This is a genomic window from Nonomuraea fastidiosa (assembly GCF_042751225.1).
Taxonomy (GTDB): Bacteria; Actinomycetota; Actinomycetes; order Streptosporangiales; family Streptosporangiaceae; genus Nonomuraea; species Nonomuraea fastidiosa.
The window spans coordinates 3809852-3823735 of the sequence record NZ_CP170570.1; the positions used below are offsets into that span (position 1 = coordinate 3809852).

Annotated in this window: 25 protein-coding genes and 1 pseudogene; all 26 read left to right on the forward strand. The window is 66.0% G+C overall.

From position 1 onward, the window contains the following. The first annotated feature begins 24 nt into the window (after positions 1-24). The gene (gene rpsJ / locus ACFMQL_RS17650; RefSeq protein ID WP_012887830.1) at positions 25-333 is read left to right on the forward strand and encodes a 30S ribosomal protein S10; all 309 of its coding nucleotides are present in this window, start codon (positions 25-27) and stop codon (positions 331-333) included. A 14-nt stretch (positions 334-347) separates the two neighbouring features. After that, positions 348-1001 carry a 50S ribosomal protein L3 gene (rplC, locus tag ACFMQL_RS17655; protein ID WP_378786102.1) on the forward strand — a complete coding sequence of 218 codons (654 nt, stop codon included), beginning with the start codon at positions 348-350 and terminating at the stop codon, positions 999-1001. Beyond that, positions 998-1645 (forward strand): 50S ribosomal protein L4, encoded by a 648-nt coding sequence (gene rplD / locus ACFMQL_RS17660; protein ID WP_364068659.1) that lies wholly within the window; start codon positions 998-1000, stop codon positions 1643-1645. Before rplC ends, rplD begins: the two co-directional genes overlap by 4 nt. Continuing rightward, entirely contained in the window at positions 1645-1947 is a 303-nt protein-coding gene (rplW, locus tag ACFMQL_RS17665; protein ID WP_364068657.1) for a 50S ribosomal protein L23, read from the forward strand. The genes rplD and rplW overlap by 1 nt, the downstream gene beginning before the upstream one ends. 105 nt (positions 1948-2052) lie before the next feature. Next, positions 2053-2889, forward strand: coding sequence for a 50S ribosomal protein L2 (gene rplB / locus ACFMQL_RS17670; protein WP_364068655.1), 837 nt, complete (start codon positions 2053-2055; stop codon positions 2887-2889). Between the two features lie 11 nt (positions 2890-2900). Then, a complete protein-coding gene (rpsS, locus tag ACFMQL_RS17675) occupies positions 2901-3179 on the forward strand; it encodes a 30S ribosomal protein S19 (protein ID WP_364068653.1) in 279 nt (92 codons plus the stop codon). Between the two features lie 24 nt (positions 3180-3203). Then, the gene (rplV, locus tag ACFMQL_RS17680; RefSeq protein WP_364068651.1) at positions 3204-3557 is read left to right on the forward strand and encodes a 50S ribosomal protein L22; all 354 of its coding nucleotides are present in this window, start codon (positions 3204-3206) and stop codon (positions 3555-3557) included. Then, on the forward strand, positions 3557-4381 hold the full coding sequence (rpsC, locus tag ACFMQL_RS17685; RefSeq protein WP_364068649.1) for a 30S ribosomal protein S3: 825 nt from the start codon (positions 3557-3559) through the stop codon (positions 4379-4381). The genes rplV and rpsC overlap by 1 nt, the downstream gene beginning before the upstream one ends. A 2-nt stretch (positions 4382-4383) precedes the next feature. Beyond that, complete coding sequence (gene rplP, locus ACFMQL_RS17690) at positions 4384-4803, forward strand: 50S ribosomal protein L16 (protein WP_364068647.1); 420 nt, start codon at positions 4384-4386, stop codon at positions 4801-4803. Then, positions 4803-5039, forward strand: a complete 237-nt coding sequence (gene rpmC, locus ACFMQL_RS17695) for a 50S ribosomal protein L29 (RefSeq protein ID WP_355425606.1) — start codon at positions 4803-4805, stop codon at positions 5037-5039. The genes rplP and rpmC overlap by 1 nt, the downstream gene beginning before the upstream one ends. Further along, entirely contained in the window at positions 5032-5328 is a 297-nt protein-coding gene (rpsQ, locus tag ACFMQL_RS17700) for a 30S ribosomal protein S17 (protein WP_364068644.1), read from the forward strand. Before rpmC ends, rpsQ begins: the two co-directional genes overlap by 8 nt. A gap of 192 nt (positions 5329-5520) precedes the next feature. Continuing rightward, a pseudogene (rplN, locus tag ACFMQL_RS17705) lies at positions 5521-5891 on the forward strand (50S ribosomal protein L14). Continuing rightward, positions 5891-6193: a 50S ribosomal protein L24 gene (rplX, locus tag ACFMQL_RS17710; RefSeq protein WP_364068640.1), complete on the forward strand. Its 303-nt coding sequence runs from the start codon at positions 5891-5893 to the stop codon at positions 6191-6193. Before rplN ends, rplX begins: the two are co-directional and overlap by 1 nt. Beyond that, a complete protein-coding gene (gene rplE, locus ACFMQL_RS17715) occupies positions 6193-6768 on the forward strand; it encodes a 50S ribosomal protein L5 (RefSeq protein ID WP_364068638.1) in 576 nt (191 codons plus the stop codon). Before rplX ends, rplE begins: the two co-directional genes overlap by 1 nt. 2 nt (positions 6769-6770) lie before the next feature. After that, positions 6771-6956, forward strand: coding sequence for a type Z 30S ribosomal protein S14 (locus tag ACFMQL_RS17720; protein ID WP_364068636.1), 186 nt, complete (start codon positions 6771-6773; stop codon positions 6954-6956). A gap of 176 nt (positions 6957-7132) precedes the next feature. After that, positions 7133-7531, forward strand: coding sequence for a 30S ribosomal protein S8 (gene rpsH, locus ACFMQL_RS17725; RefSeq protein WP_364068634.1), 399 nt, complete (start codon positions 7133-7135; stop codon positions 7529-7531). Between the two features lie 16 nt (positions 7532-7547). Continuing rightward, positions 7548-8090 carry a 50S ribosomal protein L6 gene (gene rplF, locus ACFMQL_RS17730; protein ID WP_364068632.1) on the forward strand — a complete coding sequence of 181 codons (543 nt, stop codon included), beginning with the start codon at positions 7548-7550 and terminating at the stop codon, positions 8088-8090. 2 nt (positions 8091-8092) lie between these two features. After that, positions 8093-8476: a 50S ribosomal protein L18 gene (gene rplR, locus ACFMQL_RS17735; RefSeq protein WP_364068630.1), complete on the forward strand. Its 384-nt coding sequence runs from the start codon at positions 8093-8095 to the stop codon at positions 8474-8476. 49 nt (positions 8477-8525) lie between these two features. Continuing rightward, a complete protein-coding gene (gene rpsE / locus ACFMQL_RS17740) occupies positions 8526-9155 on the forward strand; it encodes a 30S ribosomal protein S5 (protein WP_364068628.1) in 630 nt (209 codons plus the stop codon). Between the two features lie 2 nt (positions 9156-9157). After that, positions 9158-9340: a 50S ribosomal protein L30 gene (gene rpmD / locus ACFMQL_RS17745; RefSeq protein WP_080043226.1), complete on the forward strand. Its 183-nt coding sequence runs from the start codon at positions 9158-9160 to the stop codon at positions 9338-9340. A gap of 2 nt (positions 9341-9342) precedes the next feature. Next, entirely contained in the window at positions 9343-9810 is a 468-nt protein-coding gene (rplO, locus tag ACFMQL_RS17750; protein ID WP_364068626.1) for a 50S ribosomal protein L15, read from the forward strand. Positions 9811-9981: 171 nt separating this feature from the next. Beyond that, positions 9982-11286, forward strand: coding sequence for a preprotein translocase subunit SecY (gene secY, locus ACFMQL_RS17755; RefSeq protein ID WP_364068624.1), 1305 nt, complete (start codon positions 9982-9984; stop codon positions 11284-11286). Further along, positions 11286-11933 (forward strand): adenylate kinase, encoded by a 648-nt coding sequence (locus tag ACFMQL_RS17760; RefSeq protein WP_378786103.1) that lies wholly within the window; start codon positions 11286-11288, stop codon positions 11931-11933. The genes secY and ACFMQL_RS17760 overlap by 1 nt, the downstream gene beginning before the upstream one ends. A gap of 112 nt (positions 11934-12045) precedes the next feature. Beyond that, the gene (gene map / locus ACFMQL_RS17765; protein WP_364068620.1) at positions 12046-12855 is read left to right on the forward strand and encodes a type I methionyl aminopeptidase; all 810 of its coding nucleotides are present in this window, start codon (positions 12046-12048) and stop codon (positions 12853-12855) included. Between the two features lie 18 nt (positions 12856-12873). Further along, a complete protein-coding gene (locus ACFMQL_RS17770; protein WP_364068618.1) occupies positions 12874-13302 on the forward strand; it encodes a DUF1707 domain-containing protein in 429 nt (142 codons plus the stop codon). Between the two features lie 336 nt (positions 13303-13638). Then, positions 13639-13860: a translation initiation factor IF-1 gene (gene infA, locus ACFMQL_RS17775; RefSeq protein ID WP_012887858.1), complete on the forward strand. Its 222-nt coding sequence runs from the start codon at positions 13639-13641 to the stop codon at positions 13858-13860. Positions 13861-13884 lie beyond the last annotated feature (24 nt).

The following is a 13884-nucleotide window of genomic DNA, read 5'->3' on the forward strand; positions in this document are numbered from 1 at the left end:
ACAGCGAAGGACACCGAGGCCACTATGGCGGGACAGAAGATCCGCATCCGGCTTAAGGCCTATGACCACGAGGTCATCGACAGCTCGGCCAAGAAGATCGTCGAGACGGTGACGCGGACTGGCGCGAAGGTCGCGGGCCCGGTGCCGCTGCCGACCGAGAAGAACGTGTACTGCGTCATCCGCTCGCCGCACAAGTACAAGGACAGCCGCGAGCACTTTGAGATGCGCACGCACAAGCGGCTGATTGACATCATCGACCCGACCCCCAAGACGGTCGACTCGCTCATGCGACTCGACCTTCCCGCGGGTGTCGACATCTCGATCAAGCTCTGAGGGAACGCACTGACATGGCTAAGACGATCAAGGGCGTCCTGGGCAAGAAGCTCGGCATGACCCAGGTCTTCGACGCGGACAACCGGATCGTCCCGGTGACCGTGGTCGAGGCCGGTCCGTGCGTGGTGACCCGCGTCCGTACCCCCGAGAAGGACGGCTACTCCGCCATCCAGCTCGGCTTCGGGCAGGTCGACCCCCGGAAGGTCAACAAGCCGCTCGGCGACTACCTGCGTAAGCACGACATCACCCCGCGCCGTTACTTCGCGGAGATCCGCACCGACGACGCGAGCGACTACACCCTGGGCCAGGAGCTGCTGGCCGACACTTTCAAGGCCGGCCAGTACGTCGACGTGACTGGCAAGAGCAAGGGCAAGGGCTTCGCCGGTGTCATGAAGCGGCACGGCTTCGGTGGTCTGGGCGCGTCGCACGGTACGCAGCGCAAGCACCGCTCGCCGGGTTCCATCGGTGGCTGCGCCACCCCGGGCCGCGTTTTCAAGGGTCTGCGCATGGCTGGTCGGATGGGTAACGTCCGCACCACCGTGCAGAGCCTGAAGGTTCACGCCGTCGACGTCGAGAAGAATCTGCTCCTGATCAAGGGTGCGATTCCCGGCGCCAACGGCAGCCTGGTCCTCGTTCGCACCGCTGCCAAGAAGGGGGCTTCCAAGTGAGCACCACTATTGACGTCCTCGACGCCAGCGGCTCGAAGACCGGCACCGTAGACCTGCCCGAAGACGTCTTCGGCGCCAAGGTCAACGTACCGCTGATCCACCAGGTGGTCACGGCCCAGCTCGCCGCTCGCCGGCAGGGCACCCACAAGGCCAAGACCCGTGGTGAGGTCTCCGGCGGCGGCAAGAAGCCGTACCGCCAGAAGGGCACCGGTCGCGCCCGGCAGGGCTCGACCCGCGCGCCGCAGTTCACCGGCGGTGGCACCGTCCACGGCCCCGTGCCGCGCGACTACTCGCAGCGCACGCCCAAGAAGATGAAGGCCGCCGCGCTGCGCGGCGCCCTGTCCGACCGGGCCAGCGGCGGTCGCGTCCACGTGGTGAAGTCCCTGGTCACGGGTGACACGCCCAAGACCAAGGCCGCGCTGGAGGCCCTGCGCAAGGTCACCAAGGCTCCGCGCGTCCTCGTCGTCGTCGACGCCGACGACGAGCTGACCTGGCTGAGCCTGCGCAACGCCCCGGAGGTCCACCTGCTGGACGCCGGGCAGCTCAACACCTACGACGTGCTCGTCCACGACGACGTGGTCTTCACCCAGGAGGCGTACGACCAGGTCGTGGCGCGGCTGAGTGGCGGGAAGGAAGACGCCTGATGGAGAAGATCGCCGACCCGCGCGACGTCATCATCAAGCCGGTCGTCTCTGAGAAGAGCTACGGCTTGATCGATGAGCACAACAAGTACACGTTCCTGGTGAAGAAGACCGCGAACAAGACCCAGGTCAAGATCGCTGTTGAGCAGATCTTCGGGGTCAAGGTCACCAGCGTGAACACGATCAACCGGCAGGGCAAGCGCAAGCGGACCCGTACCGGCTACGGCAAGCGTCCCGACACCAAGCGCGCGATCGTGAGCCTGGTGGAGGGCGATCGGATCGACATTTTCGGTCAGGTCGGCTAGCAGCCTGAGAAATGAGCGCGGACCGCAGGTCACGCGCGGGGTGAGACCGTCGCACTCCGGTGCGGCGGGCTCACCCATGTAACCGACGAAGGATGAACGAAAAAGATGGGCATCCGTAAGTACAAGCCGACGACCCCAGGTCGCCGCGGGGCCAGCGTCTCGGACTTCTCCGAGATCACCCGCAGCACGCCTGAGAAGTCGCTGCTTGCGCCCCTTCACAGCAAGGGCGGCCGCAACGTACACGGCCGAGTCACCGCGCGCCACCAGGGCGGCGGTCACAAGCGCGCCTACCGGATCATCGACTTCCGTAGGCACGACAAGGACGGCATCCCGGCCAAGGTCGCTCACATCGAGTACGACCCCAACCGCACCGCCAACATCGCTCTGCTGCACTACGCCGACGGCGAGAAGCGCTACATCATCGCGCCGACCGGCCTCAAGCAGGGCGACCGCATCGAGAACGGCCCCAGCGCCGACATCAAGACGGGCAACTGCCTGCCGCTGCGCAACATCCCGACCGGTACCTTCATCCACGCGGTGGAGCTCCGTCCGGGCGGCGGCGCGAAGCTCGGCCGCTCCGCGGGCGCTCAGATCCAGCTGCTCGCCAAGGAAGGCCAGTACGCCACCCTGCGTATGCCGTCCGGTGAGATGCGCATGGTCGACGTGCGCTGCCGGGCGACCGTGGGCCAGGTCGGCAACGCCGAGCAGGCCAACATCAACTGGGGCAAGGCCGGCCGTATGCGCTGGAAGGGCAAGCGCCCGACCGTTCGCGGTGTCGCGATGAACCCCGTCGACCACCCGCACGGTGGTGGTGAGGGCAAGACCTCCGGTGGTCGCCACCCGGTGAACCCGAAGGGCAAGCCCGAGGGCCGCACCCGCCAGGCCAACAAGGCCAGCGACCGGCTGATCATCCGTCGTCGGAGCAAGAGGAAGAAGCGGTAGGAGCAGCCGAGATGCCACGTAGCCTTAAGAAGGGTCCCTTCGTGGACGAACACCTTCAGAAGAAGGTGGACGCTCAGAACGAGAAGGGCACCAAGAACGTCATCAAGACGTGGTCGCGGCGCTCCATGATCGTTCCCGACATGATCGGGCACACGATCGCCGTGCACGACGGCCGCAAGCACGTCCCGGTGTTCATCACCGAGGCCATGATCGGCCACAAACTCGGAGAGTTCGCCCCGACGCGGACGTTCCGCAGCCACGTCAAGGAAGACCGCCGCAGCCGGCGGTAAGCGTCCCGGAAGTAGGAGAAAGCGATGGAAGCCAGGGCTCAGGCGCGGTTCGTCCGTGTCACGCCCCTCAAGGCCCGCCGTGTGGTGGACCTTATTCGCGGGCTGCCCGCTTCGGAGGCGCAGGCCGTGCTGCAGTTCGCTCCTCAGTCGGCGAGCGAGCCTGTCTACAAGGTGCTCAGCAGCGCCATGGCGAATGCGGAGCACAACTTCAATCTCGACCCCAGCACGCTCTACGTGAGCCGCGCGTGGGTCGACGAGGGCCCGACGCTGAAGCGGTTCCGCCCGCGTGCACAGGGTCGTGCCTATCGGATCAACAAGCGGACCAGCCACATCACTGTGATCGTGGAGTCCCGCGAGCCGAAGGGAAGGACCCGATAGTGGGCCAGAAGGTTAACCCGCACGGGTTCCGCCTCGGCATCACGACCGACTTCAAGAGCCGGTGGTACGCCGACAAGCTGTACAAGTCGTACGTCGCTGAGGATGTCGCCATCCGCCGCATGCTGCAGAAGGGCATGGAGCGGGCCGGCATCTCCAAGGTAGAGATCGAGCGCACCACGGACCGCGTGCAGGTGGACATCCACACCGCACGTCCCGGCATCGTGATCGGCCGGCGCGGCGCCGAGGCGGACCGCATCCGCGGAGACCTGGAGAAGCTGACCAAGAAGCAGGTCCAGCTCAACATCCTCGAGGTCAAGAACCCGGAGATCGACGCGCAGCTCGTCGCGCAGGGCGTCGCCGAGCAGCTGTCCAGCCGTGTCTCGTTCCGCCGCGCCATGCGCAAGGCGATGCAGTCGGCCATGAAGTCCGGCGCCAAGGGCATCCGTGTCCAGTGCTCCGGTCGTCTGGGCGGCGCCGAGATGTCGAGGTCGGAGTTCTACCGCGAGGGCCGCGTGCCGCTGCACACGCTCCGCGCGGACATCGACTACGGCTTCTACGAGGCCCGTACGACCTTCGGCCGCATCGGCGTGAAGGTCTGGATCTACAAGGGCGAGGCTCCGACCAGCCGCGCCGAGCGCGAGGCGGCCGCCGCCGGCGCTCGTGCCGGTCAGCGTCGCGAGCGTGACGACCGCCGTGGCGGTGGCGACCGTCCGCGCCGTGGCGGCGACCGCTCCCGTCGTAGCCGCGCCCCCCGTACCGAGGCGGCCGCCCAGGCCGCCCCCGAGACCGGCCCGGCTGCTCAGCCGGGTGCTGAAGGGAGCTGACCATGCTGATCCCGCGCAGGGTCAAGCACCGCAAGCAGCACCGGCCTAACCGCAGCGGAGTCGCCAAGGGCGGCACCAGGGTCGTGTTCGGCGAGTTCGGCATTCAGGCGGTGGAGCACTCCTACGTGACCAACCGCCAGATCGAGTCGGCCCGTATCGCCATGACCCGTCACATCCGCCGTGGCGGCAAGGTGTGGATCAACATCTTCCCCGACCGCCCGCTGACGAAGAAGCCGGCCGAGACCCGTATGGGTTCCGGTAAGGGTTCTCCGGAATGGTGGGTCGCCAACGTCAAGCCCGGCCGCGTGCTCTTCGAGCTGTCGGGCGTGGCGGAGCCGGTCGCGCGCGAGGCGCTTCAGCGTGCGATCCACAAGCTGCCAATGAAGTGCAAGATCGTTAAGCGTGAAGTGGGTGAGGCGTGATGGCTAAGGGCCTGACCGCCGGCGAGCTGCGGCTCGAGGACGAGGAGACCCTCGTCCAGAAGCTGAAGGAGGCGAAGGAGGAGCTGTTCAACCTCCGCTTCCAGGCGGCGACCGGTCAGTTGGAAAGCCATGGGCGGCTGCGCGCCGTCCGCCGCGAGATCGCCCGTATCTACACCGTGATGCGCGAGCGCGAGCTCGGCATCGTCACGGTCGAGAAGGAGTCGAGCGATGGCTGAGACCGAGACCACCACTGAGACCACCGAGGGCGCGCGCCAGCGGAACTTCCGCAAGGTCCGCGAGGGCCTCGTCGTCAGCGACAAGATGGACAAGACCGTCGTCGTCGCCGTCGAGGACCGCGTCAAGCACCGCCTCTACGGCAAGGTCATCCGCCGTACGACCAAGTACAAGGCGCACGACGAGCAGAACGCCTGCGGCGTCGGCGACCGCGTGCTGCTGATGGAGACCCGCCCCCTCTCCGCCACCAAGCGGTGGAGGGTCGTGGAGATCCTCGAGAAGGCCAAGTAAGGCTCTCTCCGATAGACCGCGCCTCGTGGGGGCTCTCAGAGCCCCCATGACGGCGTCCAAGGACGCGGGGTCACTCGACCCCGCGTCGCCTGCGGTGCGGTGCCCTGAGGGGCGCTGTGGCCGTGGGAACAAGACAACGACGGGTTCCGCCAGGCTCAGCGATGAGAACCGGCGCGACTAACAGGAGTAGACGTGATCCAGCAGGAGTCGCGGCTCAAGGTCGCCGACAACACGGGTGCCAAGGAGATCCTCTGCATCCGCGTTCTCGGCGGCTCGGGCCGACGCTACGCGGGTATCGGCGACGTCATCGTCGCCACAGTCAAGGACGCGCTGCCCGGCAGCACAGGCGTCAAGAAGGGCGACGTGGTCAAGGCCGTCGTCGTCCGCACGACCAAGGAGCGCCGCCGGCCGACGGCTCCTACATCCGCTTCGACGAGAACGCCGCCGTCATCATCCGTGACAGCGGTGACCCTCGCGGCACTCGTATCTTCGGCCCGGTCGGCCGCGAGCTGCGTGACAAGAAGTTCATGCGCATCATCTCGCTCGCCCCGGAGGTGCTGTAATGCCGAAGCTCAAGGTGAAGAAGGGTGACCTGGTCCAGGTCATCGCCGGCAAGGACAAGGGTGCCAAGGGTCGGGTGATCGCCGCTCTTCCGCGCGAGGAGCGCGTGGTGGTCGAGGGCGTCAACCTGATCAAGAAGCACACCAAGGAGACCCACCAGGGCCCGCGCGGCGCCAAGCAGGGCGGCGTGCAGACCATGGAGGCTCCGATCCACGTGTCCAACGTGAAGAAGCTGAAGGACGACAAGCCCGCCGAGAAGAAGGCCGACGACAAGAAGGCCGATGAGACGGGTGAGGACAGCTGATGACTGCCACCACCACCGAGACCGAGCGCCCCACGCCGCGGCTCAAGACGAAGTACCGCGAAGAGATCGTTGACCAGCTCCGTGAGCAGTTCGGCATCAAGAACGTCATGGAGATCCCGGCGCTCACGAAGATCAAGGTCAACATGGGTGTCGGCGAGGCGGCTCGCGACTCCAAGCTGATCGAAGGCGCCGTCCGCGACCTCACCGCGATCACCGGCCAGAAGCCGGCCGTCGTGCGGGCCCGCAAGTCCATCGCGCAGTTCAAGCTGCGTGAGGGCATGCCGATCGGCGCGCACGTCACGCTGCGCGGCGACCGCATGTGGGAGTTCCTCGACCGGCTGCTGTCGCTGGCGCTCCCGCGCATCAGGGACTTCCGCGGCCTGTCGCCGAAGCAGTTCGACGGCAACGGCAACTACACCTTCGGTCTGACCGAGCAGGTCATGTTCCACGAGGTCGACCAGGACAAGGTGGACCGGCCGCGGGGCATGGACATCACGATCGTGACCACCGCGAAGAACGACGAACAGGGCCGGGCGCTGCTGAAGCTCCTCGGCTTCCCCTTCAAGGAGGCCTGATCATGGCGAAGAAGGCGTTGATCGCCAAGGCGGGGCGCAAGCAGAAGTTCCAGGTCCGTGCCTACACGCGTTGCTCGCGCTGCGGCCGGCCGCGCGCCGTCTACCGCAAGTTCGGGCTCTGCCGCGTGTGCTTCCGTGAGATGGCGCACCGGGGCGAGCTGCCCGGCATCACCAAGTCGAGCTGGTAGGTAACCTGAAGGGCGGCCTCGTGCCGCCCGTTCAGGCATTCATATTCCGGAAGAAGAGACAGGGCGTCCCGAAAGGGGCGTCCGCGACCACGCCGTAGGTCCACCGGCAGAGCAGGGAAGCCAAGCTCGTCCCTGACTTGGCCGACTGGAAACCCCGGCGAGGAAGGCCACTGGCCATGACGATGACCGACCCGATCGCAGACATGCTCACGCGTCTGCGCAACGCGAACGCGGCGTACCACGACAGCGTGTCGATGCCGTACTCGAAGATCAAGGCGCACATCGCCGAGATCCTCCAGCAGGAGGGCTACATCCAGTCTTGGAGCGTCGAGGACGCCAAGGTTGGCAAGAACCTCGTGGTGGAGCTCAAGTTCGGGCCCACCCGTGAGCGGTCGCTCTCGGGCCTGCGCCGGGTGTCGAAGCCCGGTCTGCGGGTTTATGCAAAGAAGGACAACCTGCCTCGAGTCCTGGGCGGGCTGGGCGTCGCGATCATCTCGACGTCCCACGGCCTCATGACGGACAAGCAGGCCAGCAAGCGTGGTGTGGGCGGGGAAGTCCTCGCCTACGTCTGGTAGAGGGGAGGAACACAGCATGTCGCGAATCGGACGGCTGCCCATCCCTGTGCCGAGTGGCGTAGACATCACGATCAACGGCCAGGAGGTCCAGGTCAAGGGGCCGAAGGGCACGCTCACCCACACGGTCGCCGAGCCCATCAAGGTCTCGCGCGACGAGGACGGCTCGATCGCCGTCACCCGTCCCAACGACGAGAACAAGGTCCGTGCGCTGCACGGTCTGTCCAGGACGCTGATCGCCAACATGGTGCAGGGCGTCACTCAGGGCTACTCCAAGAGCCTTGAGATCGTCGGCGTCGGTTACCGCGTCCAGGCCAAGGGCCCGACGCAGCTGGAGTTCTCGCTGGGCTTCAGCCACCCGGTCATCGTGGACGCCCCCGAGGGCGTCACCTTCCGCGTCGAGAAGCCGACCCTGTTCCACGTGGACGGCATCGACAAGCAGAAGGTCGGCGAGGTCGCCGCCAACATCCGCAAGTTGCGCAAGCCTGACCCGTACAAGGGCAAGGGCGTGCGTTACCAGGGCGAACAGATCCGCCGCAAGGTCGGAAAGGCTGGTAAGTAGGCATGGCTCCGAAGACTGCGTTCAGCAAGCACACGGCTGCCCGCACCGTCTCGCGGGCCCGCCGTCACCGCCGCGTCCGCAAGAAGGTCGTCGGCACGCCCGAGCGTCCGCGCCTGGTCGTCAACCGTTCGACCCGTCACATGTTCGTCCAGATCGTCGACGACACCGTCGGCCACACGCTGGTGAGCGCCTCCACCATGGACGCCTCGCTGCGCGCCCTTGAGGCGGACAAGACCGAGAAGGCCAAGAAGGTCGGCGAGCTCCTCGCTCAGCGGGCCAAGGAAGCCGGCATCACCAAGGTCGTGTTCGACCGCGGTGGCAACCGGTACGCGGGCCGGATCGCGGCGCTGGCTGACAGCGCGCGCGAGGGCGGGCTCGAATTCTAATGAGGGCCCGAGGATCGCAAATGATGGCAACTGAGAAGAGGAACCACTGATGGCTGCAGCTCCGCGTCGCGGTGGCGGCACCGGTGGCGAGCGGCGGGACCGTCGTGACGATCGCCGCGGTGGCGCCGCTGACAAGGGCGTCTCGTACATCGAGCGCGTAGTGAAGATCAACCGAGTGGCCAAGGTCGTGAAGGGTGGTCGGCGCTTCAGCTTCACCGCCCTCGTCGTCGTCGGCGACGGCAACGGCCTGGTCGGTGTCGGTTACGGCAAGGCCAAGGAAGTGCCCGCGGCCATCGCCAAGGGTGTCGAAGAGGCCAAGAAGCACTTCTTCAAGGTGCCTCGCATCCAGGGCACGATCCCGCACACCGTGCAGGGCGAGGAGGCGGCGGGCGTCGTGTTCCTGCGGCCCGCCTCGGCCGGTACCGGCGTCATCGCCGGTGGCCCGGTGCGCGCGGTGCTGGAGTGCGCCGGCATCCACGACGTTCTGTCCAAGTCGCTCGGCTCGGACAACCCGATCAACATCGTGCACGCCACCGTGGCGGCCCTCAAGGCGCTCTCGCGCCCCGAGGAGATCGCCGCCCGCCGTGGCCTGCCGATCGAGGACGTCGCCCCGGCGGCCATGCTCAAGGCTCGTGCCGAGGGCCTGGCCGAGGCCGCGGCGGCTAAGGCGGTGAGCTAGTCATGGCACGCCTGAAGATCACTCAGGTTCGCTCCAAGATCGGTGGCAAGCAGAACCAGCGTGACTCGCTGCGTTCGCTTGGCCTGAAGCGAATCGGCGACGTCGTCGTCAAGGAGGACCGGCCCGAGATTCGCGGGATGGTCTCCGTGGTGACGCACCTCGTCGAGGTGGAAGAGGTCGACTAGTCATGACTGAGAGCTCCAACAACGCGGCTCCGCTGAAGATCCACGACCTGCGTCCCGCCCCCGGCGCCAACAAGCCGAAGATCCGCAAGGGTCGCGGCGAGGCGTCGAAGGGCAAGACGGCCGGTCGCGGCACCAAGGGCAGCCGCGCCCGTACGACGGTCCCCCTCGGCTTCGAGGGTGGCCAGGTGCCGCTGCAGAGGCGTCTGCCGAAGCTCAAGGGCTTCTCCAACGCCCTGTTCAAGACGACCTACCAGGTCGTCAACCTCGACAGGATCGGCGAGCTGTTCCCCGAGGGTGGCGATGTCACCGTCGAGGCGCTGGTCGCCAAGGGTGCTGTCCGGAAGAACCAGCTCGTTAAGGTGCTCGGCTCCGGCGAGATCTCCGTCGCGGTGAACGTGCAGGCTCACGCCTTCTCGTCCAGCGCGAAGGAGAAGATCACCGCTGCCGGTGGTTCCGTTACCGAGCTGTAAAGACGCTATGACGAGGCGTGGGGGCTCTTACAATGGGCCCCCACGCCCGTAGTGCGTTAGAGTTCGCGAGACGGCAGGCTTCTGTCCGGCTCGTTTGACAATGAGACTTCAGATGGCAGATCCCCGCACCATCGCTTACTCACATCGCCGTATAGGCGCGCAGGAGGGACCGTGCTGACCGCGTTTACCCGGGCGTTCCGGACACCGGACCTGCGCAAGAAGTTGCTCTTCACCCTGGGCATCATCGCGCTATTCCGTCTCGGCTCGGTTCTTCCGACTCCGGGAGTCCACGTCCAGAACCTCGCCGCCTGTTTCGACCAGGCTCGCAGCGGCGAAACCGGCAATATCTACGGGATGGTCCAGCTCTTCAGCGGCGGCGCGCTGCTGAAACTTTCAGTGTTCGCGCTGGGCATCATGCCGTACATCACCGCGAGCATCATCCTGCAGCTGCTCGTGGTGGTCATCCCGCGCCTTGAGGCGCTGAAGAAGGAAGGCCAGGCCGGCCAGGCCAAGATCACGCAGTATACGCGTTATCTGACGATCGGCCTCGCCGTGCTGCAGTCGACGGCGTTCATCGCTCTTGCGCGTACGGGCCAGCTCTTCCCGAACTGCCAGCAGGACGTGCTGCTCGACCCGGACAACATCTTCGGCATCGTGACGATGGTGATCATCATGACCGCCGGTACTTCGGTGATCATGTGGCTCGGTGAGCTCATCACCGACCGGGGCGTCGGCAACGGCATGTCCATCCTGATCTTCACTCAGGTCATCGCGGTCTTCCCGTCCGAGCTGGCCAACATCTTCCAGGCGAACAAGTTCACCTTCGCGGTCGTCATGGTCGTCGGTGTGTTCATGATCGCCGCGGTCGTCTTCGTCGAGCAGGCGCAGCGCCGCATCCCGGTCCAGTACGCCAAGCGCATGGTGGGCCGCAGGATGTACGGCGGCACCTCGACCTACATCCCGCTGAAGGTCAACCAGGCCGGCATCATCCCGGTCATCTTCGCCTCGTCGCTGCTCTACCTGCCGCAGCTGCTCACGTCGCTCTTCTCGACCAGCGACAACGTGGTCATCACCTGGATCTCGCAGAACCTCGCCACGGGTGACACGCCGATCTACATGGCCACGTTCTTCGTGCTGATCATCTTCTTCACGTACTTCTACGTGTCGATTACCTTCAACCCCCCTGAAGTCGCCGACAACATGAAGAAGTACGGTGGATTCATTCCGGGCATCCGCCCCGGCCGTCCGACGGCTGAATACCTGAACTTCGTGCTCACCCGTCTGACCGCGCCAGGCGCGCTCTATCTGGGTCTGATCTCCATGGTCCCGATCGTCGCGCTGGCCGTGGCCGGTGCGAGCCAGAACTTCCCGTTCGGAGGGACGAGCATTCTGATCATGGTTGGTGTCGGCCTGGACACGGTGAAGCAGATCGAGAGCCAGCTCCAGCAGCGCAACTACGAAGGTTTCCTGCGGTAGTGCGTCTCGTTCTGGTCGGGCCCCCCGGAGCGGGCAAGGGGACGCAGGCCCAGTACATCGCATCGAACCTGTCCATCCCGAAGATCTCGACAGGTGACATCTTCCGTGCCAACGTGTCCGGCGGCACGGAGCTCGGCAAGCTGGCCAAGACGTACATGGACCGCGGTGACCTGGTGCCGGACGAGGTCACCATCGCCATGGTCCGTGACCGTCTGTCGCAGGACGACGCGCAGGACGGCTTCCTGCTCGACGGCTTCCCGCGGAATGTCGCACAGGCGGAGATCCTGCGCGACATGCTCAAGGAGTGGGGCCAGGAGCTGGACATCGTCCTGTCGCTGATCGTGGACGACGACGAGGTGGTGCGGCGGCTCGCCAGGCGCACCTGCAGCCAGTGCGGCCGCATCTGGCACGTCGAGTTCGACGACAAGAAGGACGACAAGTGCGACGCGTGCGGGGGCGCGTTGTTCCAGCGTGACGACGACAAGGAGGAGACCGTCAGGCACCGCCTGGAGGTCTACCAGGAGCAGACGGCGCCGATCATCTCCTACTACGCCGACGAGGGCATCCTGGTCGGTGTGGACGCCACAGGGCCGGTCGAGGAGGTCACCCAGCGGGCCATGGACGCGATCCGGCCTTTCATGGGCTGAGCGCCGAGTACGACTGATTCGCGGAGGTGGCACGGGTTTCCGTGCCACCTCGCGGTTATTGTGGGGGAATTGGGCCCCCAGCGTGGCCCGTTGAGACCCCAGGGGGCAGAACATGTTCAAACGCAACAGGCACGGCATCCAGATCAAGACGCCGGAGCAGCTCGAGAAGATGCGGGCGGCCGGCCTCGTGGTCGGGCGTACGCTCGACCTGCTCAAGCGCACGGTGGAGCCCGGCATGACGCCGCTCGACCTCGACGTCATCGCCGAGAAGGCGATCAGGGAAGAGGGCGCGATCCCGTCCTTCAAGGGCTACCAGGGCTTCCCCGCGACGATCTGCGCGTCCGTGAACAACGAGGTCGTCCACGGCATCCCGACCAACGCCCGTAAGCTGCGCGAGGGCGACATCATCTCGATCGACTGCGGCGCGATCCTGGACGGCTGGCACGGCGACTCGGCCGTCACGGTGCCGATCGGCGAGGTGGACCCGAAGCTGACCGAGCTGATCCGGGTGACGGAGGAGGCCATGTGGCGCGGTATCGCCGCGCTGCGGCCGGGGCGCCACCTGTCGGACATCGGCTACGAGGTCGAGCGGTACGTCAAGTCTCAGGGGCGCTACGGCATCCCTCCGGAGTACGGCGGCCACGGCATCGGCACCGAGATGCACATGGACCCGTGGATCGCCAACCACGGCAAGCCGGGCCGCGGCCCGCTGCTGGAGGCCGGCATGTGCCTGGCCATCGAGCCCATGGTCAACCTCGGCACCGAGCGCACCCGCGTACTGGCCGACGACTGGACCGTGGTCACTGTGGACGGCAAGCATTCGGCGCACTTCGAGCACAGCGTGGCCGTGACACATAATGGACCTTGGGTGCTCACCGCCCTCGATGGGGGCAAAGAGCGCCTCGCTCATCTGCAGCCCTAGCCCCCTGGAGTTGGTGGGATGGCGAACAGCCCCGAGATGCGAGCCTCCGACGCCGATCGCGACCGCGTCGCCGCCATCCTCCGCGAGCACACCGCGCAGGGCCGCCTCACGATGGACGAGTTCAACGAGCGGCTGGAGCAGGTCTACAAGAGCAAGACGTACGGCGAACTGGCCAAGCTGACCTCCGACCTGCCGGATGTGGACCTGCGCAACCTGCCCGCCAAGGTGGCGAGCTCGGCGCCGGAGAAGAAGGGCATGCACTCCGGCATGGCGGCGGCCTGGAGCGCCTGGGCCGCGGCCAGCGGCATCAACTGGGTGATCTGGCTGATCGTGAGCATCACGTCGGGCGAGATGATCTATCCATGGCCGCTGTGGGTGATGGGGCCGTGGGGCGTCATCCTTCTGGTCAGCACGATCTTCGGCGGCAATCAGCCGAAGGAGTCATGAGGGCGGTCATCAAGGCTCCGCGGCCGCCCTTGCGTCGTACGGTCTGATGAGGACGCGCCCGGTCCGATGAGGATGCGCCCGGCATCGTCGCGGCGGCCACTGCGTCGTACGGTCTGATGAGTTGCGGCGTAGGGTACACTTCTACATGGTTGTGTCAGGACACCTGGCACGCGTTTCGCGTTTTGGGCCCAGGTGTCGTACACTCCTTAGTCGGCTCACTATGACTTCTCACGCGTCGGCGGTCTTTGCCGGCCGTCGCTCTCTTCGAAGCGTGAAGGTCGCGGCTGCGTAGTGAACCGGAGCCTCAGACGACCGATCAGTGAAACGCGAGGAATTTTGGCCAAGAAAGACGGCGCCATCGAGATCGAGGGCACTGTGGTCGAATCGCTCCCGAACGCGATGTTCCGGGTGCAGCTCGACAACGGCCACAAAGTCCTTGCCCATATCAGCGGACGGATGCGGATGCACTACATCCGGATTCTTCCTGACGACCGGGTAGTCGTTGAGCTGAGCCCCTACGACCTGAGTCGCGGGCGGATCGTCTACCGATACAAGTAAGACGTCTGAGGAACACAAAGGACA